Raw genomic sequence first — 23,553 nt, forward strand, 5'->3', positions numbered from 1 at the left:
GGCGAAGCGGGAGATGCCAGAGCGAAATCAGAGATCCTTCGCAAGCTCAGGATGATGGTGTTTTATCGTCGCTCCGCCTTCGGCGGCCACCCCCCAACCCCTCAGCGGTCGATCTTCAGCGGGGGCTCGATGCCTTCCGTGGTCGAGACGCGGGCATCCGGATTGTCGACGGGGGTGACGTTGAAATCACGCTCGGAGCCGTCGCGGGCGACGCGGATGAGCGTTTCATCCGTGGCGGTGAGGAAGAAGGAGGCGTCGAGGACGTCCTCGGGCGAAGTGATGCGATGGTTGCCGACCTGGACGATGACGTCGCCGACGAGGAGGCCGGCTTTTTCGCCGGGCGCATTGGGGAGAAGCTCCTCGATGCCGGCGGTGGAGCCATTCACCGGTTCCTCGAGGGGCTTGATACGGACACCGATCCAGCCGGGGCGCACATCGTGGAAACGCATGAAATCCTTGCGCACTTTTTCCGCAGCCTCGATGGGGAGAACGTAGGAAGCGTTGCCTGACTCGACGCGGCTGATGAGGACGCCGACGACTTCGCCGCGGGCGTTGACCAGTGGGGCGCCGCCTTCCCCGCGTTGCACGGGAATATTGGCGCGGATGTGGGTGGTGGCGAAGAAGCGGCCCTGGTACTTGAGATCGAAGCCGCCGACCGTGCCGAAAGCGGGGGTGAGCGGGAGATCCATCGGGTAGCCGATGGCGATGACCGGAGAGGCGACGGCGAGCTGGCGCGAATTGCCGGAGGTGAGGAAGGGCGTCTCGGCGTCGATCTTGAGGATGGCGATTCCGCTGCGGATATCGCTGACGAGCCGATGCGCGGGATAATGCGCGCCACCGAAAGCCACCTGGATGTCCTGGGTATCGCCGCCGACCGTATAGGAAGTGTAGAGCGTGCCGTTCGGATCGATAAAAAAGCCCGTGCCGGATAGATAACCGCGCTGGTCCGATGCCTCAATGCGGACGACCGCACTGCGGCACTTGCCGAAAATGGACTGCACCTCGCGCTGCAGGGCGTCGAAGACCGGTGCGGAGGTGGGAACGCCTGCGGGCGCGCCATCCGCAGCCCAAGCGCCGCTGCAGCCCAGCAATCCACCCGCCACCACCACGAACCAGGGACGCACGTGCTTAAAAGCTGTAAGCGGAAGACGGCTCATAAAGCACGGGGCGCGCGTCGATGATATAACGCGGCTGGTGAGCCACGGGCATATACCCGGGCTGAGCAGTCGGCAGGGACGGAGTATCGAGGTCGAACTGCGGCTTGGCGTTCTCGATGTTGAGCAGCTTGGGAGCGGCCGCGGCCACCAAGGTAGAACCACCGGCTTTCGCATAGCCGGGAGAGGGCGCCACGACGGTCCCACCGGAAGTCATCAAGCCAATCCCGGCGACGCCGACGACCATGACTGCGGCGAGTGCGCCTGCGTAAGAGAGATGCCCCATGCTGTGCTCGCTGAAGAAGGTCTGCAGGCGCTCGGCGGCGATCTTCCAGAGCGGGCGGCGGAGCAACTCGGAGCGCTGCCGGCGATGGATGTCTTGCAGGAGTCGATCGAAGTATTGCGGAGGCGGCTGTTCGAAGCGCTTGATCCGGAGCAGGGCAGAGAGTTGTTCTTCGGTCATGATGATGGCTCGGTTTTAGGAGTGAAACTCGGTGAGAAAATTTTGCAACTGGCGATGCGCGTAAAAAAGGCGTGAGCGAACGGTGCCCTCCGAGGTCCCAAGGATCTTCGCGATCTCCGCGTGAGGCATCCCCTGAATATCGAACATGGTGACCACTGCCCGGTGATCGTGAGACAGCTTTTGCATGGCCTCGTTCAACCTTTTCTGGAGTTCGCTGAGGTCGGCCTCGCGCACCGGGTCGCTGGTGGCGGTGAGCTCGATGAACTCCTTGTCGTTCTGCACGTTGGAATCGATGTCATCCAGGCTCAAGGTGTAGCGACGGCCGCGCTTCTTGAGGAAGTTGATGGTCATGTTCACCCCGATGGAGTGAATCCAGGTGTAGAAGGAAGATTTGCCGCGGAAACCGGCGATCGACCGGTAGGCCTTCGCCCAGATGTCCTGCATGAGGTCGTTGGTGTCCTCATGGTTGGAGGTCATGTTGTAGACCAAGCCGTAGAGACGCGGGCTGTACTTGACGACCAATTCGTCGAAAGCAGTCGCGTCGCCCGCTTGCGTGCGGGCGATCAGTTCGTCGTCTTGCTTGCGGCTCAGGTCATCCTGCATCGTCCGCCGCTTGGTATCAGGCTTCCCGGTCGAGGGGAATGCCGTTTCCGCAGGCGCGGGTGCTGGAGAAGGGCTGGCGGGCCACAGAGCCGAGTTGGGCAAAGCAGAAGCGAAGCTCATGAATGGGGGCGCCGCGAGGAGGCGCGGATGCGCACGGGGACCGGAGCCGGAGGAACGGGAACGGAAGCCGCCAGGACCAACAACACTGCGAGGAAGAGCAACGGGAGGATGGCAAGCATGCAGAGAGGGTAGACAGGCGGAGGGGTGCAGCGTTCAATATGAGGTGGGTTTACAGAGGGGAAGGGGCCCGTGGGAGGCTCCAACAACCGTCATCCTGAGCTTGCGAAGGACCTCTGATATCGCTCTGGCATCTGAAACGAGGATGGCAGAGAAACACTGCGCGTAGCCCGCCTTCACACGGGTGAGGAAAGGCAGAATTCAGAGGTCCTTCGCAGACTCAGGATGACGGGCTTTGGGGTCGCTCCGCTCCTTTCCTCCCTTCACACCTCCAGCACCTTCGGAAAGCTGGAGAGCAGGCGGTGGCCGGTCTTGGTGATGGTGATGACGTCTTCGTGACGCACGCCGCCGAGTCCGGGGATGTAGATGCCGGGTTCGACCGTGACGACCTGCCCGGGATGGAAGGTGGTGGCGGCGATGCGTGGGGATTCGTGGATCTCGAGCCCCAGGCCGTGGCCGAGGCCGTGAAAGAAGCCGCTCCAGCGGCCGTTGCGTTGTTCCGTGGGATAGCCCTGCGCGGTGAAGAATTCGCGGACGCTGTCCTGCACGGCTTTGCCGGGCTGGCCGGGCTTGATCGCGCCGAAAGCCCGCTTCTGGCCTTCGAGACAGGTGTCCCAGAGCTGGCGCTGGGCGTCGCTGGCCCGTCCGCGGACGACGGTGCGCGTGAGATCGCCATAGAAGCCGCTGGCCGCCGAGCGCGGGAAGATATCGAGGATGATGAGTTCGTGGGCGCGCAAGGGGCCGTGACCACGTTCGTGCGGGTCGCAGGCCTGTTCGCCCCCGGCGACGATGGTATTCGCGGGCACGCCGCCGGCGCGCAGGATGGCGGAGTCAATTTCGGCACGCAGGATCTCGGAGGTGAGCGGGCGGCCATTCCAGCGCAGGGCTTTCTTGGGGCCGATCTTGGAGGCACGCAGGACTTCGACGCCGCGCCCCATGCCCGCCTCGGTGATGGCGGTGGCCTGCCGCATCCACTTCAACTCATCGGCCGTCTTGTGCTCGCGCTCAGGCCAGAATAGACCGGGCTGCGGGACGAGCTTGATGCCGGCTTTTTCGAGGTCTCGGGCGAGGCCGAGCGGAAAGGAAGCAGGCACCGCGGCACGGCGGACCTTGCGCTCCTGGAGAAAGGCTACGGCGTGGGCGACGAAACTCGCACCTTTCTTCAAGCGCTTCGAGATGTCGGAGTAGGCGACGATCTTGTCGACCCGCGCCTCCTTGCGGCCGCGGTCGATCTCGAGGTCGCTGAGGACGATGGTGGTGCGCTGGCCCTGCTGGAGAAACAGGAACGCATCGGGCACGAAGAAACCGGTGGCGTAGAGCATATCGGCGTCGTGGTCGCTGGAGGCGATGATGAGTTTCGGGAGGGGTGCTTGGCTCATGGCGGTGGAAGATTAGGGGGCGCGCTCGCGACGGAGCTGGATGGCGACGAAGGCGGTGTCGGGCAGGATGAATTTGCGCAGTTCGAGCTCGACGGAACGCAGGGGAAAGCGGGCGAGTAACTCGGCGGCGATTTCCTGGGCGAGGGTTTCGAGGAGGTGCCGGGGGCGCGCGAGGCTCAGCGCTTTCACGCATTCGCAGACCGCGAAATAATCGACGGTGTTTTCGATACGGTCGTCGAGGAAGGGAATCGCGCGGATCGGCTCCAGAACAAGGCTGGCGGTGAGGCGCTGGGCCGCGGCGCGCTCTTCCTCGGGCACACCGATATGCGAGGAAAGCTCGAGGCTCTCGATGCGGATGCGGTCGGGCATGCAGGTCAGCCGAGGCGGAACTTGATCTCCCGCACGGTGCGCGTGCCGAAGCGTTTCTTGAGCTTGTCGAGGATGTCGCGCTTCCAGACGCGATCGAGTTCGAAATGGACGGTGGGTTGCAGGACGGAGATGTAGAGGACGCCGTCCTTGAGCTGATGCGGGGCGGAGTGCTTGGCGAAGAATTCGCCGACGATCTCGTGCCAGGCGGCGAGGACTTCGCTGGCCTTCAAGCGGTCGCCGAGGCCGAGGCTTTGCATGACCTTCTGCACGGCGTCCGCGGCGGAGACGGTGCGATCCGGGCGCTCGAACTTCACGGACTGCCCCCGCCATTCGGCGAGGGCACGGGCGCGGAGTTGCTCGGGTTTCATGGGGAGAAATTGTCTACCGGAGATTGGCAATTGCCAATCGGCAATAAAAAGCCCCCGCCTTGCGAGCGAGGGCTTTTGGGAAATGGGGTTGAGACCTCGGACTACTCGGCGCCGTTGCTGCCGATCGCTTCGACCGGGCAGCCTTCCATGGCTTCCTTGCAGAGGGCGGATTCGGCGTCGTTTTCCGGCTGTTTGTAGACGTAGCTATGGCCGCCGTCGTCGTTGCGGGTGAAATTGGCGGGCGCGGTCTCGCGGCACAGATCGCAGTCGATGCACTGGTCATCGACGTAAAAGCCGCCGGTGACGTTTTCGGGATATTTATTGGCAATGTCGGCCATAGTCTTTTTGTCCTTGGTTTTGGAGCGCGTGAAAATAGGGAGAGTGACCGGCAATGCAACGACTTTTTACGTACTTCCGCGCGGGGAAAGGGAGCGGAAAGGCAGAACATCCAACATCCAACGCCCAACATCCAACATCGAATGGTCGGAATGCCCACATCGCGGGTTGCCTTTCATTGGATGTTGGGCGTTCGATCTTGGGTGTTGGATGTTCTGTCTTTGCGACCAAACTCCGCCGTTGACCACCCCGGCGCAGCCTCGGATGCTAAGAACCTTATGACCGATAAATCTCCCGCCCCCTTGGTTGCCGCCGAGGGCTGGCACGTGTTGCACCTTTTTTATAAAGTCGAACAGGGCGCCTGGACGCTGCTGTCGCCGGAAGAGCAATTCACCGCCCGCACGCGGCTGAGCGATCTGGTGGCCGAAATCCGCGGCACGGAGGGCGCACAGGTGATGACCTTCGCCATGGTGACGCCGAAGGCCGACCTCGGCTTCATGCTGCTCTGCGCGGATTTGCACGCCGCGAACGCTTTTGAAAAGCGCCTGACCAATGCGCTCGGGGCGGATGTGCTTTCGCCGACCTACAGCTTCCTCTCGATGACCGAGCGCAGCGAATACACGACGAGCGAGGCGGAGTATGCGGAGACGCTGGTCAAGGAAGAGAACCTCGCGGCAGGCACGCCGGAGCACGACGCGAAGCTCACGGCCTTCCGCGAGCGGATGACTAAGTACATGAAGGATCGTCTCTATCCCGTGCTGCCGCCGTGGCCGGTGATGTGTTTTTACCCGATGAACAAACGGCGCGGGGAGCCCGGACAGAATTGGTACGCGCTATCCTTCGAGGAACGCAAGAAGCTCATGGGCGGCCATGCGAAAGTGGGGCGGACCTGGCACGGGAAGATTCTCCAGCTCATCACGGGCTCGACCGGGCTCGACGATTGGGAATGGGGCGTGACGCTGCTGGCGCACGATCCGCTGAACATCAAGGGCATCGTCTACGAGATGCGTTTCGATGAAGTGAGCGCGCAGTTCGCGGAGTTCGGGGAGTTCTTCATCGGGCTGCAATTGCCGCTGGAGGAGATCTTCGGGCGGTTGCAACTCTGACGCCTTTGGCGACGGTTGATTTTGCCAGCAGCGCGCCTTTGCGCGAGATTGCCTCCGATATGAAGACCGATCGCCCCCTTCGTCCGTATGTGCTCCTGGCACTGGCGTGGGTGGCGTTTGCCGTTTACGTGTGGTTGAGCGCGGGGCGGTTGCCGGATCGCGTGGCCACGCACTTCGGGGCGGACGGGATGCCGAACGGCTGGCAAACGCATGCCGGATACCTGGAGTTCACCCTGGTTTTCGGCGGGGTGCTTCCAGCGTTCGTGCTGGGGACATTCGCGCTCATCCGGCGCCTGAACGGCTGGGGGCTGAATATCCCGCACAAAGAGTATTGGCTCGCGCCGGAGCGGCGGCAGGAGACGTTTGATTTTGTGCAGCGCCAGGGCACCTGGCTGGCCTTGCAAATCATCGCGCTGATCGCGGGCATGCATTATTTCATCATCGCGGCGAATGCCCACGCGCCCGCACGATTGCCCACGGGATTCATCGTTTTGACCGGCGCCTTCCTGATCGCGACGATCGTGTGGGGCACGAAATTCATCCGTCATTTTTCCGGCAAGCCGCTATGAATGAAAAGCTCGCCCTGCTTCGTGCACAATTGCAGCAACATGCGCCGCTGGTGATCGCTTACAGCGGCGGGGTGGACAGCGCCTATCTGCTCGCGGAGGCGCATGAAACCTTGGGTTCGCAGGTGCTCGGGGTCATCGCGGACAGCGCGAGTCTGCCGCGGCAGGCGCTGGCCGAGGCGCTGGCGGTGGCGGAGAATATCGGCGCGCGGGTGGAAGTCGTGAAGACCGGGGAGCTCGACAACCCCGACTACGCGAGCAATCCGCCGAATCGCTGCTATTTCTGCAAAGCCGAGCTGTTCACAAATCTGGACGCGCTGGCCAGGGACCGTGGATTCCGCGCGATCGCCTATGGCGAAAATGCCGACGACATGAAGCACGATCGCCCGGGACGCAAGGCGGCGACCGAGTTTGCCGTGCTCGCGCCCTTGCGCGATGCGGGGCTCTCGAAGGCGGAGATTCGCGCGCTTTCGCGCGAGCTGGGCCTGCCCACCGCCGATGCTCCCGCCCAGCCGTGCCTGAGTTCGCGCATTCCGTGGGGCACGCCGGTGACGGCGGGCGCGCTGGACATGATCGAGCGCGGCGAGGCGAGCGTGCGTGCGCTGGGTTTTCGGGTGTTTCGGGTGCGGCATATCGTGAAGGAGAACGAGGCGGTTGCGCGGGTGCAGATTGCGCCGGAAGAGATGTCGCGCTTGCCCGCAATAGAACGCGATTTGACCACGGGGTTGCTGGCGGTCGGTTATGCAGGCGTGGAAATTGATCCGGCCGGCTATCGCTCGCCGGCGTAGCGGCGCAAGGTGATGGCCACTTTCGGAAGCCAGGGGCGCAACGAACCACCGACTCTGCGGGTGCGAACGCCGGCCGGCACGGCAGAGATCCTGCGCTCGCACCTTGGACGGCACAACCGGCGCGTGCTGGCATTCGCGGCAGCCACGTTGGTGGCGGCGCTGGCGGCGTGGGCGCTGCTCTATTTCGTGAGCTGTTGGATCATGGTGCTCGGATTCGCGGTATACGGCAGTCCGCGCACGCGCCTGCCGCATGGCTACTGGCTGCTCTATGCCGTGACGGCCTTGTGCGCGATCGGCTATGCGTGGATCGATCAACGACTCACGCCGAATGCCCGCCCGCGCGACAACAAGGGCCTCGTCGAAGTCGTGCTGGAATTTCTGCTCGCGGTCCCCAACATGACCCTCGCCGTGGGCGGCACACTGGCGGCCTGGCAGAGCTTAAGCGACGAGGATCTACTCGAGGCGGCGGATTTATTGCATCGCCTGGGTGAGGAGAAACGGGTGCCCATCTCGAGCGTCCGCCTGCAGATTCCCGACCCGGAGGCCGCGGTGCGGATTCTCTTCGCCCTCCAGATGACGGAAGTGATCGATGCGCACCGCGACGGGAATGAATTCTGGCTGCGGCTCAACGCCTTACGACCCGCCGGCTTGCGCATGGCTCCCGAGGGCCCGGCGGCCTCTTGAGCCCGGCTTACGCGCACGCGTAAGAGCCTTGCGCCACGTCGCACTTGCCAGTCGCCGCGCCCCCCGGCTACTCGTGTCCTCCCTCAACAAGCATTCCCCTCAATCTATGCCAGAAAAAATTGGTTTCGTCGGAGTCGGTCGCATGGGTGCAAACATGGCGCGGCGGCTGAAAGATGTCGGTTACACCATCGCCGCGGTCTATGACGTGCGCGCGGCGGCCGCCCAGGAACTCGCCAAGGAACTCGGCGCGGAAGCGACCGACAAACTGGCCCGGGTCACGGAGCTGAGCGACGTCATCATCACCGTCGTCACGGACGACAAGGCGCAGATCGCGATCTTCACGAACAAGAAGGACAACCTGCTCATGGGCGCGAAGGGGCGCGTGTTTGTGAACTGCGCGACGATCTCGCCGCAGACGCATATCGAGACGGAGAAGCTGGCCAAGAAAGCCGGAGCCGCTTCGCTCGAGGGCTGCATGGCGTCGTCCATCACCCAGGCGCGCAACGGGACGCTCTATCTCATGATCGGCGGCCATGAGGCGGTCTATGAAAAGGTGAAGCCGGTCCTGAACAAACTTACCGACGACGGCAAGCTGATGACCTACATCGGCAAGGCGGGCAAAGCCGCGCAAGTGAAGGCGCTGGTCAACATGGTGATGAATATCAACACTGCGGGTCTGGCCGAAGGCCTCGGCCTGGGCTCGTCGCTCGGCGTGGACCTGCCCATCCTCATGAAAGTCTTCTCGCAAACCGGCGCCAACTCGCGCGTGCTCGTGACCGACGGCGAGGACATGCTGAACCGCGACCATTCGTGCTTCTTCAGCGCCGCGCACGCGGCCAAGGACAGCGGCATCGCGCTCAAGCTCGCCAAAGAGCAGAATCTCAATGTGCCGCTCGCCGCGGCCACCTTCGCGCAATACACCAAAATGGTGAAGCTCGGCCTCGGCGAACTCGACAAGAGCGGCATCGCGGAGCTGACCTTCAAGGGCCGCGGGCCGAAAAAGAAACCCGCCGCAAAAAAGAAGCCGGCGACGAAGAAAAAGAAGTAGCTTTACCTCCTTTCTGCCGTGTCCCCGCCGCATGAAGTGGCGTGGCCTCGACGAATAAACCAAACCAAAACCCACCTAATTCATCATGAGCACTTACGTTCCTCTCATCAGCTCCGGCGTCGCCGGTCCGCTCGGCGCCCTGCACCTGCCCCGCCTGTGGCAGAAGTTGTCCCTGGAAGCCGCGGGCAAGCTCGCCGCCGGCTATCCCGGCTGCGGCAAAGGCTATGACGCCATGACCCTCGGCGCCCTCGGTCTCGACGAAGCCGCCACGAAGGCCTTCATCAAGTCCGACAAGCCCACCTATCCTCAATTCGAGGCGTGGGTGAAGAAGAATGGCAAGAGCGTCACCGCCGACGCCATCGCCAAGCACAATGCGGCCGTCACCGGCTACAATCACGACGACGCCACGCGCCAGGGCATCCTCAGCGCGAATGGGCTGCCCGATGGCTCGCCGAAAGACGCCGTGAACCTGAACAACCTCGACGATTGGTTCGAGTTCCACCAGGCGGTGCTGAAGTAAGCCACTGACCTTCACGAGCCGGCGGGGTGCAAACTCCGCCGGCTCTTTTCTTTCCACCCTCCACCCATCCCTCCTCCCACCTCCATGAACTCCGATTACCTCTTTCCCGCCCGGCTGAATCGCCGGGATTTCCTCAAGATGAGCGCGGCCACGCTGGCCGCCTCGACCCTCGCCGCCCGCGCCGAAGACGCGGCGCCGGTGAAAATCGGCGAAGGCCACTGGACCTACACGCTCGATCCCGCGTGGGGCAAGCTGCCCGAGGGCATGGAGTACGGGCTGGGTTGCGGTGTGGTGGTCGATGGCAAAGGCCGCATCATTGTCACCTCGCGTTCCCAGAGCCCCTGCGTAGCGATCTACGACAAGGCGGGCACGCTGCTCGAAACGTGGAGCAAGGATTTCGCGGACAAGGTCGGCTACCCCGGCACGGAGCAGGTGGCCGGCAGCGCGCATTGCATCTACTGGAGCAAGGAAGGCGCGGAGGAGTTTTTCTACTTCACCGAGAACGTGGCCGGCGGCAAAGACGGCGCACCGAAATACGGCGCCCGCGTCTACAAGACCGATCTCAAGGGCAAGATCCTCTATACCATCGGCAACGTGGAGAGCGAAGACGCCACGCACCAGAAGTTCGACTGGACCAACCCGACCGACGTGGCGGTCGCGCCCAATGGCGACATCTACGTGGTCGACGGCTACGGCTCGCAGAAGGTCAGCCACTTCGACAAGAGCTGGAAACATATCAAGACCATCGGCGTGAAGACCGATCCGAAGGAGAAAGGGCCCAAGGCGCCGAACGACACCTTCAATACGTGCCACGGCATCTGGGTCGATACCCGCAAGAGCACGCTGGAGATTTACATCGCTGACCGCGCGAACAGCCGCCTGCAGGTCTTCACCCCGGAGCTGGAATACAAGCGGACCCTCTCGGGCGACACGGTGCGGAATCCCTGCTGCTTCTATCAACACGAGGGGCATCTCTACGTGCCGGACCTCGCCGCGATGGTCACGATCTGGGACGACAAGGACACCTGTGTGGCCAAGCTGGGCGACGGCCGAGGCGCTCTGCCCGCCGGCACGAAGCCGAGCAAGGAGGTCGACCAGACCAAAGCCGACAAGTTCTTCGCGCCGCACGCCCTGACGGTGGACAGCGAAGGCAGCCTCTACGTCGTCGAATGGGTCGGCTGGGGCCGCGTGCGCAAGTTCCGGCATACCCCGGCGTAGGCCTCGCTTCTGGGGCGAGTCGGAAACGAAAAGTCCCGCTTGTGCCTGGCGACCGTCCGGAAAAAATCGGACCTTTACCAGCCTTGACTGGCCTTGATTCGCCTTGACCCGCCTCCGTTTTACTCTGGTCCGATCAAGGTCCATCAAGGCGGTTGGCCAGGTCGCGTTCACGGATGACCCGCTGCCCTCGCGAGCCACGCCCGGTTCTCTCGACGGAGCCTGAAGGTCGATTCGGCCCTGGTCCGCGCTCACTGCCTCCCTGAAAAAAAACTCGCACCTTAAATCGGCTTAAGGGGGCTTAAGGCACCTTAAATCGGCTCCCCCTTTTTCTCGCCCGGGACGGCTTGCCGAAGTAGGCGATCGGGCCGTGGCGACGGTAGTAGGGTCGTGGGAGTTCATGCGGGCCAGTATGGCATAACACGGAGCAAAATGTGCATGGCTCCATTGGCTCCATTGGCTCCATTGGCTCCATTGGCTCCATTGGTTCCATTGGCTCCATTGCGGAAAATTCACTCCGCGCACCTCAAAACAGAGGTCGCGGGAGCAAAATTCTCCCCAGCGCGTGAAGACACGCACCCTCCCCTGCGATCGCATTTACACCGGCGTGTCGGATTATGGACAGTGTCCATTTATATTACATATCTGTCCATATCGGAGACAGTATTGGGCGGCATTCGATCGCCTCTCCAGAGTAAAAGCGTTTTGGCACGGGGCTAGCAAATAGAGGGATCAACAACCAACCACTACCATGCTCTACGAAATCGATACTCACCAAATGGCCGCCTTCTCCATCGAACTGGAGGTCACTGACGAGCAACTCATGGCCCGCGTCCGCGGCGGCGACGAAGCGGCGCTGAGCACCTTGATCCGTCGGCACCAGGGCGTGCTTCGCACCGTCATCGCCCGGGTCGTGCACAACGATGCCGATGTCGACGATCTCGTGCAGGAAGCGATGATTGAAACTTGGAACCGGTGCCAATCCTACGATGAGAAAAAGGGCAAGGTGCTGGGCTGGCTGGTCACGATGGCCCGCCGCCGTGCCATCGATCGCGTCCGCCGCCGCCAGGCCTACGACCGGGCCGAGGAACGCCTGCGCTTGCACGTGGAGAGCAGCGGTCAGGCGACGGACGCTTCCGGCGCCGATGAAGAGGTCATGACCTCGGACCGCGCGAAGATCCTCGAGCAGATGTTGCACACCCTGCCTGAAGCCCAGCGGGAAGCAATCCAACTGGCCTTCTACAACGGACTGAGCCAGCGGGAAATCTCGGCGAAAACCGGCATTCCTCTCGGCACGATCAAGACCCGCCTGGAATTGGCCGTGCGCAAGCTGCGCGCGAGCGTGCTGGCCTTCGGCGCGGAAGATTGGGGTTTGGTTCGTTCCTAAGCGCGCGGATTGGCCTTCTTTGCCATGAAATTGCTTTCCCAATCGCCGGAGGCCGTCGCCCTCATTCTCGGCCTCTCCGCCTCCGAGGCATCGACCCTCCTGCAAGAACGCCGCCTGGCCGAGTTGCGCGAGCGGGAGGAACTCCAGCGGCGCACCGCCCGGGGCGGCTTGGGCGCCAGGAACCGCACCCGCCTGATGCGGGGCTGATTTTCTTCGTCGACTAATTCATTAGCTAAGTATCGGGGTGGCCGGGATTTCGCTCCCCCTTTGGCCGCCACGCGTGGTCGATGGGCAAATTCGCTATTAGGCAATACAGCAAATAAATACTTGCCACGCGATGGGTAAAACCGCGTAATCCGTCGTTAGTTAACTAAACGTGTTATGAACCCCCACGACGCCGCCGTTTCCCCGGAAACATGTGCTGCTCGGAGCACTGCCCAACGGCCGGGCAGCCAAAAAAACAAATTCCTGGCAGTCGGAGTCGCCGCCCTGGCCGCGGCAATCTGGCCGGTGACGGCGTGCGCGACCCCGCAACTGCTCGCTTACGAGTCGTACAATTATACGCCCGGCAATGCCTTTGGCCTCGCGGTCACGCCGACCACGGCGATGGGTTTCAACGGCAATTTTGAATTTCTCGGTGAAGACCTGAACATCGCGCCGGGCGCGAGCACGATTTCCGCGGGGAGCTTGAGCTACACGGATGGCAATTCCCTTTCGCTGGGCACCTCGAACAACCAATACAACAACGGCCACGGCCGCCTGTTGGAATCGTTCGACACCACCGGCGCTGGTGGATTCGCTCCCTACCTTGAGGGCTCCAACATCGGGGCCAACGGAACCACGCTCTACATCAGCTTTTTGTTGCGGGTCGCATCACCGACCGGCGGTTACAATGGCTTCGAGCTCTTCCGTGGGACGAGTGCCGATTCGGGGCGCATCCTGAGCGTCAACCAATACACCGGCCACGGTTCGGCGAACTACTATTTGACCGTGGGCGAGGGAGCGAACTCGAACGTGTTTGGCGGCACGCCGACGACGGACGCCAACCTGGGATTTACCAATACGAACGTGAATCTCTTCGTCTTGCGCATTGATTTCGGCGTGGGCGGCACCGACACCGTTTCCATCTACGCCAATCCGCTGCTGGGGACAGAACCCGGTTCACCGCTCGGCCAGGTCACGGCCAGCGATCTTTCTTTCGATCGCATCTCCAATTCGACCTTCTCCGGCGGAGCGGTGCAGATGCTCGACGAAGTGCGCGTCGGGACGACCTTCGCCTCCGTCACGCCAGCTCCCGAGCCGGGTGCGACCGTATTGTTGGGGGGTGTGGCGGTCGTGTTGCTGGGCGGAATGCGACGACGCTGCGCGGTCGGTTAAAGGCTGGCCAAAGTTAATTTCCGGATCACCGGCCCGGAGGGCCGCCGGAGATTAGCCGGTCGGCGTCAGCCACCGGAAGAGAAGACAACGACGCGCCCGCCCCGGATGGGGCGGAGGAAAGAGCGTCACCACAGGAAACGCTCGTCGTACTCCACGCCGCTGCGTTTTAGGAGCTCGACGTATTCCTCCTGAAATGTGCGGTGGCGATGATGCTCCGCTTGCTGATCGATGTACTGCTTCACGGCTTCGCGCTGCGATGGGCTCACGGTGAAGGCGCCATATCCTTCCTGCCACGCGAAACCACGCTGGCCGATTTCCTCATGCACCCACCGGGACGACACGGCCTTCACATCGCGCACGACATCCGCGAGGCAATGTTTGGCGCGCACGCCGAGGAGCAGATGAACGTGGTCATGAATGCCACCGATCGTCTCCGGGATCGCGTCGCCATTTCGCACCACACCGCCGAGGTAGGCGTGGAGACGTTCGCGCCAGGATGGAGCGATGATCGGCTCGCGGTCTTTTGTGCTGAAGATTACGTGGTAATGCAGGGCCAGATGCGTCGAGGGCATGGCGCTATCTTTTCCAGCGCCCCTGCCGGGGCGCACGCCGTTTTTTTGACGGGGTCCGGTGGCTGACGCCGACCGGCTAATCTCGGGTCAGCCCTCCGGGCTTGAAGTCATTTACCGGGATAGCGGGCGATTCGCGGGGCAAATTCCTCTTCCGAAGCGAACGCTGAGGTTCCGTCAAAACAAATGATGATTCGCCTCTTCTTGGGTTTCAATATCGTGGCCAGGGGAGCGGCGAGGACCACGGCATCGGGAGGAGCTTTGCTGAAAGACGCGCGCGGATAGTAGAGCCAATCGTAGCGACGCGGGGGGTTCGGATTGCCATCGCGGACGGCGAATTCTTCCGGCGAACCGTCCACATAAGTGGGAAAAAGCGTCGCCAGACTCTCCGGCATGGCATCGCCATGGTCGGCAGCATATAGCTGGAGCGCCAGCCGAAGCTGTTTGCCATTATTGATCGACACCATCGCGGCGCCTCGGGCGGGGGGTTGTGAAGAGGGTATAGCGAGCCCCCCTAGAATGAGGCCGACGAAAGCTGCCATTGCGATCCAAACCCAAGAGGATCGCTTTTCCGGCTTGATGGGTTCTTCGCTCATCACGACGCGACTGACTATTGAGCACTCAAGGCCCAGAAAGCCTCGTGCCAATACATAGCTTACACCGGCGTCGCGATCTCGCCTTTTTTCATCCCGGCGAGGAGGTAATCGCAGGCGCGCCAGGCGAGGGCGAGGATGGTGAGGGTGGGGTTTTTGTACGGGTTGCTGACGAAGACGCCGCCGTCGGCGACGAAGACGTTCGGGCAATCCCAGAGCTGGCCGTAGCTGTTGGTCACGCCGTCCTTGGGCGTGGCGCTCATGCGGGTGACGCCGATCTCGTGCTTCACGCTGCCGCCAGCGGTCATGGCCTTGGCGCCGTCTTTTTCCGGTGGGCGCGAGACTTTGCCGCCCGCGGCCTCGATCATGTCGGCGAAAGCCTGCTGGGCGTGGGCGATTTGTTTCACTTCGTAATCGTTCCACTGAAAATGGAAGCGCGGGACGGGGATGCCCCACTGGTCTTTTTTCTCGGGGTCGAGCTCCATGTAGCTCTGCTCGTTGGGGATCATTTCGCCGCGGGCGCTGATGCTGACAAACGAACCGTAGTAGCGGCGCGCCTCGGACTTGAGCTTGGTGCCGTAGAGGCTGCCGAGCAGGCCGCTGGTGGCCGCGCCCATGCTGGGCATGGTGCGTCCGCCGCCCCACGCCATGTAGTAGCCGCGCGGGAAGCCGAGCTTGCCGGCCTTGGCTTCGTTGTGTTTCACCCACGGGCCGTAGGTGTGCATGTTGGAAACCCCGTCCTCATTGTGGAGGGGCATGTTTTCCAGCGCGGGAATCTGGCCGCTGAGATCGCTGCCGGTGGAGTCGGTGAGCCAGCGGCCGAGGTGGCCGGTGGAATTGCCGAGGCCCTGCGGAAATTTCGCGGACTTGCTGTTCATGAGCAGGCGCGCGCTTTCGCAAGCGCTGGCGCCGAGAATGACGACGCGGGCGGCGGCGTGCTCTTCTTTGCCCGTGGCGGTGTCGATGAAATGGACGCCGGTGGCACGGCCCTGCGCATCGAGCGTGACTTCGCGGGCCATGGCGCCGGTGAGGACGTCGAGGTTGCCGGTGGTCATCGCGGGCGGGATGAGGACGGTGGTGCTCTGGAAGTTCGCGCCGATGGCGCAACCGCGTCCGCACGAAGTGGCGTAGAAGCAGGCGGCGCGGCCATTCAGAGGCTTGGTGAGGATGGCGAGGCGCGCGGGGATCACGGGCTGGCCGAGCTTTTTGCCGGCGCGCATGAGCAGATGCTCGTAAGCGCGCGGCTTGGGCGGGGGCAGGAAGTAGTCGCTATCGGGATTGTTTTCGAGGCCTTCCTTGGAGCCGAAGATGCCGACGAATTGATCGGCCTTGTCGTAATAGGGCGCGACGTCTTCGTAGCTGATGGGCCAGTCAAAGCCGAGGCCGTCGAAGCTCTTCGGCTTGAAATCGAACGGGCCCATGCGCAGCGACACGCGGCCCCAGTGATTGGTGCGGCCGCCGAGCATGCGCGCGCGCCACCACATGAAATTCTGGTCCGTCTTGTTGCGGTTCTGGTTGTCGCCGTCGACCCAAGTGCTGTCGGACTTTTTCTGCACGACATACGGTTCGCCCTTCACCACCCAACCGCCGATCGTGGCGTCGAAGTAGCCACCCGGTTTGTCGATGGTCTCCGCACCGCGCAAAGGGGCGTCGGCGTTGGTCTCGAACATCGGCGTCTCGGTGGCGGGATCGTATTTGCGGCCCGCCTCGAGCATGAGGACCTTGGCCCCGCCTTGCGTGAGCACGTGCGCGGCCATGCCCCCGGCGGCGCCGCTGCCGATGATGATGACGTCGTAGCGCGGGGCGCGGGTTTTGGAGGTGGTGAGGAAGGGCATGTGGAAAAAGTTCTTAGTGCTTAGTTCTTAGTTCTTAGTTCTTAGTCGTTCACGTGCGGATGCGGAATACTGAGCACTAAGCACTAAGCACTAGGAACTAGGAACTCAGAAAGGCGGAACTACGGCACCAGCGAATAAGCCGCAAGATGGCCCTCGTCCTTCACGTAGATCTTGCCGTCAGCGTAGGCCGGGCTGGCCCAGGTCTTGGCGCAGAGTTGCACGCGGCCGAGTTCCTCGTACTTCGACGGCTCGGCGCGGATGAGGATCAGTTCGCCAGTGGAGTTGAGGGCGAGGATTTTGTCGTTCACGGTGGTGAGCGAGGCGTAGTCGCCGAAGCCGGGCTGCGACCAGACCTGCGCGCCGGTGGCGAAGTCGAGGCACTCGATGTCGGCGTGGTCGCCTGGCCCGAGGGTGAAGAGGTATTTTCCGAGCAGCGTGGGCGTGCCGAGGATGGTCTTGCACGGCTTGTTTTCCCAGGCCTGTTCGGCGACGACGTCCGCGCCTTTTTTCACGATGTTGAATTTTTGCGTGCCGATGCTGGTGGAGGCGACGACCACGCTGTCCGGGCCGATGACGGGGGTGCAGGCGTGGCGCTTGGCGCCGGTCTTGAGCGGAATGCGCCAATAGATTTTGCCAGTGGCGACGTCGACGCCCATGAGCGCGTCGGCGGTGAAGTGCACGGCCTGGCGGACGCCCGCGAGGGTGCCGACTTGCACGGAGGAGTAGGCGGTGTTGTCGTTGCCCGCCTTCCACAGCTCCTTGCCGGTCATCTTGTCGTAGCAGACGAGCGTCGCGCCATTCGTGCTGCCCACGGGGACGAAGATGCGGGCGCCATCGATGCACGCGGAGCCGTTGTTGCCGTGGCGGCGCGAGGCGGTTTCCTTGGCCGCGGGATCGCCGCTCTTGTTGCCGATGAAGGTCGCGCCGTAGTCCGCGCCGAAGCTCACGCCCCAGATCTTTTTGCCATTGGCCATGGAGAGACAGCTAAACTCGCCGCCGCTCGATTGCAGATAAGCGCGGTCGCCATCGATGATCGGCGTGCAGCGCGGGCCGCCGCCGTAGGCGGGCGAGAACTCGACGGTGGGGCCGACGGGCGTGGCCCAGAGGACTTTGCCGGTGGCGGCATCGAGGCAATGGGCGATTTCCTGGTCTTTCTGCGCGTCGAGATAGACGACCTTGCCGCCGGCGATGACGGGCGAGGATTGCCCCGGGCCGGCGTCAATTTTCCACAGGACCTTCGGGTCGGTGGGCAGTTTGTCGAGGGTGTGGGCGGGGTCCTTGACGACGGCGTCACGGTTCGGCCCGCGCCATTGCGGCCAATCGGCGGCGTGGGCCGCGGCAACGACAAAAAAAGAGGCGCAAATGAGGCGGAGGGAGGTATTCATGGCGGGAGAGTTTTCATTACTAACCCCGCAACGGGCTGCTTCCCAAGATTTTTCCAGCTTGCGGAATATGATTCCATCTCTGGGTGGCTATGAAATAAATCGTGGTGAAGAAATTGGAGCCAGCGAATCACCCAGATCACACGAATTGAAAACGGCCCGATTCGTGTCATTCGAGTGATTCGCGGGCTCTTTTAACAGTCTCTTAAACGCCCCCCATGCCCCTCGCGCCCTCGCTTTTCGACCTCCAGATCAACGGCTTCGCCGGTGTTGATTTTCAGAACCCCGCGCTGACCCAAGGCGACCTGCGGCACGCCATCGACGCCCTGCGCACCGGGCAGACGCACCGCATCCTGCTCACCTTCATCACGGATGAAATGGAGGCGCTGGCGGGGAAATTCGCCCAGATCGAAAAGTATCGGGCGGCAGATGCGGTGCTGGCGGAAACGATCTGCGGGTATCATCTGGAGGGGCCGTTTCTGAGCCCCGAGGAAGGCTACCGTGGGGCGCATCCGGGCGAGTGCATGCGGGCACCGGACCTCGGGGCATTTCAACGCTTACAAGAAGCAGCGGGGGGAAACATCCGGTTGCTCACCGTCGCACCGGAATGGCCGGGGAGCGCGGAATTCATCGCGGCGGTCGCGGGAGAGCGCGTGGTGATCTCCCTCGGCCATACCAACGCGAGCGAGGAGCAAATCGACTCCGCCATTCGGGCTGGCGCGACGATGATCACGCATCTCGGTAACGGCACCCCGGTGACGCTCCCGCGCCACAACAACGTGATCCAGCGCCTGCTCGCCCGCGACGAACTGACCGCCTGCCTCATCCCGGACGGCGCGCATTTGCCACCCTTCACGGTGCGCAATTTCTTCCGCGCCAAGCCGCGCGATAAAGTCCTGTTCACGACGGATGCCATGGCCGCCGCCGGCGCGCCCCCGGGCCTCTACCGGATCGGACGGCTCGAGGTGGAATCGCGCGATGGCTTCGTGCGCGCGCCCGGCAGCGCGAACCTCGCGGGCTCCTGCCTGGCACCCGCGCAGGGCGTGGAAAACGCCGCGCAGTGGCTGGGCATCCCGACAGCGGAAGCGCGCGCGATGTTCTCCACCGGGGTGGCGGCGCACTTCGGAATCTGCTTGCCGGAGATCGAAATCCCGGGCAAGTGACCGTCCCTCAGTTTGGATAAATTTCCCATGAAAACCATCACATACGATTCTCTCGAAGTCCGCACCTACCCCACGCGGGAAGAACTCGGCGAGGCGGCGGCCTCGCTCGCGGAGGAGGCGATCGGCTCCGCTATCGCGGCACGCGGCGAGGCCCGTGTCATCTTCGCCTGCGCGCCTTCGCAGAATGAATTCCTCGCCGCGCTGGTGCGCCGCCCGATCGCGTGGGGAAAACTCGTCGTCTTTCACATGGATGAATATGTGGGCCTGCGCGCCAACAATCCGCGGAGCTTTCGCCATTTCCTGCGCACGAATCTGCTCGCGCACATCGATGCGCCGAAGGCCGTGCATCTCATCCAGGCGGAAGATGATTCGATGCGGGAAATCGCCCGCTACAGTCATCTGCTTTCGGAAAAGCACATCGATCTCGTCTGCATGGGTATCGGCGAGAATGGGCATCTCGCGTTTAACGATCCGCCGGTCGCGGATTTCAACGATCCACGGCTGGTCAAGATCGTGGAGCTCGACGAGGCGTGCCGCCACCAGCAGGTGAACGATGGCTGCTTTCCGAATTTCGAGGCCGTGCCCACGCGCGCACTCACGCTCACCATTCCCGCGCTGGTGAGCGCGACGCAGGTGTGCTGTTGCGCTCCCGGTGAGCGCAAGGCCAACGCGGTGCACGACACGCTCCTCGGTCCGATCACCAAGGAATGCCCGGCCTCCATCCTGCGGCGGCATCCGCACGCCATGCTGCACCTCGATCCCGCTTCCGCCTCCCATCTCACCGAATGAAAACACGCTTCGCTTTTGCCGGTTTCCGCCACGGCCACATCATCGACCTGCTCACCGGCGTGGAGGAACGGGAGGACACGGAAGTGGTCGCTTGCTGCGAAGAGGATGCCGCGACGCGCGAGGCGCTCGCCGAGAAGGGCCGCGTGCAGATCACGCACACGGATTTTGCCACGATGCTGCGCGACGTGGAGTGCGACGTCATCGCCATCGGCGACTATTATGCGAAGCGCGGCGAACTGGTCATCGCGGCGCTGCGCGCCGGCCGGCACGTGCTCAGCGACAAGCCGCTTTGCACTTCGCTTGCGGAGCAGGAGGAAATCGAGCGGCTCGCGGCCCAGCGCGGGCTGATCGTGGGCCTGCAGCTCGACAGCCGCGATTACGCCGCGTGGCGGAAGCTGCGGGAGATCATCTTGAGCTGCGAGATCGGCGAGGTGGCCAGTATTCATATCGATGGGCAGCACCCGCTGCTCCTCGGCACGCGGCCCGGCTGGTACTTCGAGGAAGGCAAGCACGGCGGCACGATCAATGATATCGCCATCCACGCGTTTGATTTCATCCCATGGATGACGGGCCTCCAGTGGGGTGAGTTTCGCGCGGCGCGGAGTTGGAATGCCAAGGCGCGTGAGTTCCCGCACTTTCACGACTGCGCGCAATTCCTCGCCACGCTCGACAATGGCGCCGGGGTGCTCGCGGACTTTTCGTATCTCGCGCCGGACACGCTCGGCTACCAGCTTCCGCACTACTGGCACATCCTCGTCCACGGCACACGGGGGCTGGCGGAGACGCATCTTTTTGCGAAGGAGATCTCGGTGATCAAGGACGGGAGCGCTTCCCCCGAATCGGTGCCGACCGGCCAGCCGCGTACGCGGGGGTATCTCGAGGATTATCTCCAGGAACTGCGCGGACAGGTCCCGGAGACCGGCTTCAGCTCGGCCGCGTGTCTGCGGGCTTCGCGGATGGCGCTGACGGTGCAGGCGAGCGCGCATTCATAGCGGACGGAACATGCGCATGTGTGGTCCGGCGGTGGGGATATCGAAAACTCCCGTGGTGGGCTTGAAGCCGTGCTGGGTGTAAAAGCCGACGGCGGGAGTGCGGGCGTTGCACCAGATCCAATGCGCACCGGCGGCACGTGCCGCTTCCATGCAGGCCTCGACGAGCGCATGGCCCGCGCCCTGGCCGCGCACTTCCGGCGTGGTCGCCATGCCGCGCACCTGGTAGGCCGGATCGAAATCGGGGCGATCGAGCAGGGACGCAAAATGGATGGTGGCGACGCCGACGAGCTTTCCATCGAGAAATGCGCCGAAGTGCCGCGATGATTCCGCTTCGTCGCCGGGAAAGATCGCCATCTCGCGCGGCAAGCCGGCGCGCAGAATGGCGTGGCGCAGCGAGAGCGTTTCCTCGGCGGTGATGGGGCGGACTTCGAAGTCGGGCATGGTCCGTCTACTTCCTACGGAAAGAAGTCCGCACTTCCAATCTCAGGCGGGCTCTTTTTTCGCCGCGCTCTCCGCGACTTGCTTCATGAACGGCGAGAACAGGTCCATCGGGATGGGAAGGAATGTGGTGGTGCTCTGCTCGCTGGAGATTTCCCGCATGGTCTGGAGGAAGCGCAGTTGCAAGGCGATGGGTTCGCCCGCCATGAGGCGACCCGCCTGCACCAGTTTTTCCGCCGCCTGGAATTCACCCTCGGCGTTGATGATCTTGGAACGGCGCTCGCGCTCACTCTCCGCCTGGCCCGCCATGGATCGTTTCATCGAGTCGGGGAGCACGACATCCTTGACCTCGACGGCGGTGACCTTCACGCCCCATGGCTCGGTTTGGCGATCGATGATTTCCTGGAGGTTTTGATTGATTCGTTCGCGCTGGGCGAGCAGTTCGTCCAGTTCCGCCTGCCCGATCACGCTGCGGAGCGTCGTTTGCGCGATGAGCGAAGTCGCTTTCAGGAAGTCTTCGACCTTGATGATCGCCGCTTCCGGATCGACCACGCGGAAATAGACCACGGCGTCGACGGTGACGGGGACATTGTCGCGAGTCATCATTTCCTGCTGGGGCACGTTGATGGTGACGACGCGCAAATCGACTTTCACGATGCGGTCGACGAGGGGGATGAGCAGGATGAGCCCCGGCCCTTTCGCGCCGAGCGATTTCCCCAGGCGGAACACGATGCCGCGCTCGTATTCGCGGAGGATGCGCACCATCTGGGGTAGGAAGAACGCGGCGAGAACGAAGATGGGGATCGCCCAGGAGAAAAGTCGAAAGAATCCTTCAATGAGAGGCATGGTGGTGCATTGGTTACGGGGTTGGTGAGTGCGTTGGCTGCATTTCCGAATGTTTGACCTGCACGGTGAGTCCCTCGATGGCGATGATCTCCACCCATTCTCCCTGTCCGATGGGCACCTCGCTCACAGCTTTCCAGTATTCACCGTCGAAAAATACTTTGCCGCCCTGCGCGTCGATCGGAGTGATCGCCTGCGCGGTCCGGCCCGGCATGCTTTCCCGCCCGACGCGCGCCGGCAGATACTGCGCCCGCAGCCCCTGGCCCACGACGAACAGGAAGAAGCCGGCGGTGACCAAAGTGCCCGGGACGATGTAACCGAGCGACAAGCGAAAGGCGGGTTCGTTTTGGTCGAAGAGCATGAGAGAACCAATGAAGAACGCGACGATGCCGCCGAAGGTGAGCACGCCGTGGGTGGGAGCAAAAACATCGATGGCAAACAAGCCCATGGCGAGCACCACGAGGGCCACGCCGGCGGTGTTCACCGGCAGGATGGCCGACATGTAGAGCGCCAGGACGAGGGCGATGGCGCCCAGGACGCCCGGCAGGATCACGCCGGGGTTGCTGAGTTCACCGATGATCCCGTACATGGCGATGAGCATGAGAAGGAACATGACCTCGGGCCGCCAGAGTTTTTGAAACAGATACTCGGACGCCGACATGTTGATCTCAACGACGCTGGCTCCGGCGGTGTGCAGTTGGCGACCGTTGATTTCGCGTCCATCCAACTGACGAAGCAGATCGTCCACGTCCTTCGCAACGAGCTCGATCACCTTCAACCCGAGCGCCTTTTCGGCGGTGATCGACGCGCTGTCTTTGACCGATGATTTGGCCCACTCGACGTTGCGCTGGCGCTTGGTGGCGATGGTTTCGATGTAGCTCACCGCGTAATTCTCCAGCTTCTGCTTCATCGTGTCGTCCGGCTTCGACTCGGTCGCGCCGCCGCCGCCCAGTTCCACCGGATGGGCCGCGCCGATCGTCGTGGTGGGAGCCATCGCCGCAATGTCCGACGCGAGCGTGATGAAGCATCCGGCGCTGGCGGCGGTCGCCCCAGAGGGCGCGACGTAGACGACGGTGGGCACGGGCGAGGCGAGCAATTGCTGGACGATCGTCTTGGTCGATTCGAGCAAGCCGCCCGGTGTGTCGAGCTGGATGATGAGACACTGGGCGTGTTGCCGATCCGCCTCGCGAATACCGCGTGTGATGTAGTCCGCCGTGGCCGGCCCGATGGCGCCATCGACGCGAATCAAGCCCACACTCTCGCCCCGCACCACCGTTGCCAGCAGGAAGACCAACAAGACTGCCGAAAGTAACCAACGGCATTTCATCGCACGGGAACCCTACCATGCT

27 protein-coding genes are annotated in these 23,553 nt (G+C 62.9%); 13 read left to right on the forward strand and 14 right to left on the reverse strand.

The window, feature by feature from the left end:
* Positions 1–101 precede the first annotated feature (101 nt).
* The 7 genes from ABJF10_RS03645 to ABJF10_RS03675 all read right to left on the reverse strand — a co-directional run bounded on the left by ABJF10_RS03645 (position 102) and on the right by ABJF10_RS03675 (position 4,911).
* Positions 102–1,124, reverse strand: a complete 1,023-nt coding sequence (locus ABJF10_RS03645) for a S1C family serine protease (protein WP_348543160.1) — start codon at positions 1,122–1,124, stop codon at positions 102–104.
* A 4-nt stretch (positions 1,125–1,128) separates the two neighbouring features.
* Positions 1,129–1,617, reverse strand: coding sequence for a hypothetical protein (locus tag ABJF10_RS03650; RefSeq protein WP_348543161.1), 489 nt, complete (start codon positions 1,615–1,617; stop codon positions 1,129–1,131).
* A 15-nt stretch (positions 1,618–1,632) separates the two neighbouring features.
* The gene (locus ABJF10_RS03655) at positions 1,633–2,340 is read right to left on the reverse strand and encodes a sigma-70 family RNA polymerase sigma factor (protein ID WP_348543162.1); all 708 of its coding nucleotides are present in this window, start codon (positions 2,338–2,340) and stop codon (positions 1,633–1,635) included.
* Positions 2,341–2,720: 380 nt separating this feature from the next.
* Positions 2,721–3,836, reverse strand: a complete 1,116-nt coding sequence (locus tag ABJF10_RS03660; protein WP_348543163.1) for a Xaa-Pro peptidase family protein — start codon at positions 3,834–3,836, stop codon at positions 2,721–2,723.
* 12 nt (positions 3,837–3,848) lie between these two features.
* Positions 3,849–4,205: a dihydroneopterin aldolase gene (locus tag ABJF10_RS03665; RefSeq protein WP_348543164.1), complete on the reverse strand. Its 357-nt coding sequence runs from the start codon at positions 4,203–4,205 to the stop codon at positions 3,849–3,851.
* A gap of 5 nt (positions 4,206–4,210) precedes the next feature.
* Positions 4,211–4,573 carry a DUF721 domain-containing protein gene (locus ABJF10_RS03670; RefSeq protein ID WP_348543165.1) on the reverse strand — a complete coding sequence of 121 codons (363 nt, stop codon included), beginning with the start codon at positions 4,571–4,573 and terminating at the stop codon, positions 4,211–4,213.
* A gap of 101 nt (positions 4,574–4,674) precedes the next feature.
* Positions 4,675–4,911: a ferredoxin gene (locus ABJF10_RS03675; RefSeq protein ID WP_348543166.1), complete on the reverse strand. Its 237-nt coding sequence runs from the start codon at positions 4,909–4,911 to the stop codon at positions 4,675–4,677.
* Positions 4,912–5,187: 276 nt separating this feature from the next.
* Here ABJF10_RS03675 and hemQ point away from each other — a divergent pair, with 276 nt between their 5' ends.
* The 10 genes from hemQ (at position 5,188) to ABJF10_RS03725 (ending at position 13,600) form a co-directional block, all read left to right on the forward strand.
* The gene (gene hemQ / locus ABJF10_RS03680) at positions 5,188–6,015 is read left to right on the forward strand and encodes a hydrogen peroxide-dependent heme synthase (RefSeq protein ID WP_348543167.1); all 828 of its coding nucleotides are present in this window, start codon (positions 5,188–5,190) and stop codon (positions 6,013–6,015) included.
* 59 nt (positions 6,016–6,074) lie between these two features.
* Positions 6,075–6,584: a DUF1648 domain-containing protein gene (locus ABJF10_RS03685; RefSeq protein WP_348543168.1), complete on the forward strand. Its 510-nt coding sequence runs from the start codon at positions 6,075–6,077 to the stop codon at positions 6,582–6,584.
* Entirely contained in the window at positions 6,581–7,369 is a 789-nt protein-coding gene (larE, locus tag ABJF10_RS03690; protein WP_348543169.1) for an ATP-dependent sacrificial sulfur transferase LarE, read from the forward strand. Before ABJF10_RS03685 ends, larE begins: the two co-directional genes overlap by 4 nt.
* 12 nt (positions 7,370–7,381) lie before the next feature.
* A complete protein-coding gene (locus ABJF10_RS03695; RefSeq protein ID WP_348543170.1) occupies positions 7,382–8,053 on the forward strand; it encodes a hypothetical protein in 672 nt (223 codons plus the stop codon).
* The gene (locus ABJF10_RS03700; protein ID WP_348543171.1) at positions 7,977–9,101 is read left to right on the forward strand and encodes an NAD(P)-dependent oxidoreductase; all 1,125 of its coding nucleotides are present in this window, start codon (positions 7,977–7,979) and stop codon (positions 9,099–9,101) included. Before ABJF10_RS03695 ends, ABJF10_RS03700 begins: the two co-directional genes overlap by 77 nt.
* A gap of 85 nt (positions 9,102–9,186) precedes the next feature.
* Positions 9,187–9,621 carry a DUF5069 domain-containing protein gene (locus ABJF10_RS03705; protein WP_348543172.1) on the forward strand — a complete coding sequence of 145 codons (435 nt, stop codon included), beginning with the start codon at positions 9,187–9,189 and terminating at the stop codon, positions 9,619–9,621.
* Between the two features lie 84 nt (positions 9,622–9,705).
* Positions 9,706–10,839, forward strand: a complete 1,134-nt coding sequence (locus ABJF10_RS03710) for a twin-arginine translocation signal domain-containing protein (protein ID WP_348543173.1) — start codon at positions 9,706–9,708, stop codon at positions 10,837–10,839.
* Positions 10,840–11,587: 748 nt separating this feature from the next.
* A complete protein-coding gene (locus tag ABJF10_RS03715) occupies positions 11,588–12,223 on the forward strand; it encodes a sigma-70 family RNA polymerase sigma factor (RefSeq protein WP_348543174.1) in 636 nt (211 codons plus the stop codon).
* Between the two features lie 24 nt (positions 12,224–12,247).
* Entirely contained in the window at positions 12,248–12,430 is a 183-nt protein-coding gene (locus ABJF10_RS03720; RefSeq protein ID WP_348543175.1) for a hypothetical protein, read from the forward strand.
* 174 nt (positions 12,431–12,604) lie between these two features.
* Positions 12,605–13,600: a hypothetical protein gene (locus ABJF10_RS03725; protein ID WP_348543176.1), complete on the forward strand. Its 996-nt coding sequence runs from the start codon at positions 12,605–12,607 to the stop codon at positions 13,598–13,600.
* 125 nt (positions 13,601–13,725) lie between these two features.
* Here the strand turns inward: ABJF10_RS03725 and tnpA are convergent, their stop codons facing one another.
* The 4 genes from tnpA to ABJF10_RS03745 form a co-directional block, all read right to left on the reverse strand.
* On the reverse strand, positions 13,726–14,172 hold the full coding sequence (gene tnpA, locus ABJF10_RS03730) for an IS200/IS605 family transposase (protein ID WP_348543177.1): 447 nt from the start codon (positions 14,170–14,172) through the stop codon (positions 13,726–13,728).
* 107 nt (positions 14,173–14,279) lie between these two features.
* Positions 14,280–14,768: a hypothetical protein gene (locus tag ABJF10_RS03735; RefSeq protein ID WP_348543178.1), complete on the reverse strand. Its 489-nt coding sequence runs from the start codon at positions 14,766–14,768 to the stop codon at positions 14,280–14,282.
* Positions 14,769–14,824: 56 nt separating this feature from the next.
* Positions 14,825–16,597 (reverse strand): GMC family oxidoreductase, encoded by a 1,773-nt coding sequence (locus tag ABJF10_RS03740; RefSeq protein ID WP_348543179.1) that lies wholly within the window; start codon positions 16,595–16,597, stop codon positions 14,825–14,827.
* A gap of 119 nt (positions 16,598–16,716) precedes the next feature.
* On the reverse strand, positions 16,717–17,982 hold the full coding sequence (locus ABJF10_RS03745; RefSeq protein WP_348543180.1) for a PQQ-binding-like beta-propeller repeat protein: 1,266 nt from the start codon (positions 17,980–17,982) through the stop codon (positions 16,717–16,719).
* A 215-nt stretch (positions 17,983–18,197) separates the two neighbouring features.
* On the opposite strand from ABJF10_RS03745, the gene ABJF10_RS03750 reads away from it, so the two are divergent.
* The 3 genes from ABJF10_RS03750 to ABJF10_RS03760 are packed head-to-tail and all read left to right on the forward strand — an operon-like array spanning position 18,198 to position 20,923.
* Positions 18,198–19,142 carry an N-acetylglucosamine-6-phosphate deacetylase gene (locus ABJF10_RS03750; protein WP_348543181.1) on the forward strand — a complete coding sequence of 315 codons (945 nt, stop codon included), beginning with the start codon at positions 18,198–18,200 and terminating at the stop codon, positions 19,140–19,142.
* 27 nt (positions 19,143–19,169) lie between these two features.
* Positions 19,170–19,931 (forward strand): glucosamine-6-phosphate deaminase, encoded by a 762-nt coding sequence (locus tag ABJF10_RS03755; protein WP_348543182.1) that lies wholly within the window; start codon positions 19,170–19,172, stop codon positions 19,929–19,931.
* Positions 19,928–20,923, forward strand: a complete 996-nt coding sequence (locus tag ABJF10_RS03760; protein WP_348543183.1) for a Gfo/Idh/MocA family oxidoreductase — start codon at positions 19,928–19,930, stop codon at positions 20,921–20,923. Before ABJF10_RS03755 ends, ABJF10_RS03760 begins: the two co-directional genes overlap by 4 nt.
* On the opposite strand, the gene ABJF10_RS03765 is transcribed toward ABJF10_RS03760, so the two are convergent.
* The 3 genes from ABJF10_RS03765 to ABJF10_RS03775 all read right to left on the reverse strand — a co-directional run bounded on the left by ABJF10_RS03765 (position 20,918) and on the right by ABJF10_RS03775 (position 23,531).
* Positions 20,918–21,364: a GNAT family N-acetyltransferase gene (locus ABJF10_RS03765; protein WP_348543184.1), complete on the reverse strand. Its 447-nt coding sequence runs from the start codon at positions 21,362–21,364 to the stop codon at positions 20,918–20,920. The two genes, ABJF10_RS03760 and ABJF10_RS03765, sit on opposite strands and share 6 nt — an antisense overlap.
* A gap of 42 nt (positions 21,365–21,406) precedes the next feature.
* Complete coding sequence (locus tag ABJF10_RS03770) at positions 21,407–22,126, reverse strand: slipin family protein (RefSeq protein ID WP_348543200.1); 720 nt, start codon at positions 22,124–22,126, stop codon at positions 21,407–21,409.
* Between the two features lie 94 nt (positions 22,127–22,220).
* Complete coding sequence (locus ABJF10_RS03775) at positions 22,221–23,531, reverse strand: nodulation protein NfeD (RefSeq protein ID WP_348543185.1); 1,311 nt, start codon at positions 23,529–23,531, stop codon at positions 22,221–22,223.
* Positions 23,532–23,553 lie beyond the last annotated feature (22 nt).

The organism is Chthoniobacter sp., assembly GCF_040003245.1.
Taxonomy (GTDB): Bacteria; Verrucomicrobiota; Verrucomicrobiia; order Chthoniobacterales; family Chthoniobacteraceae; genus Chthoniobacter.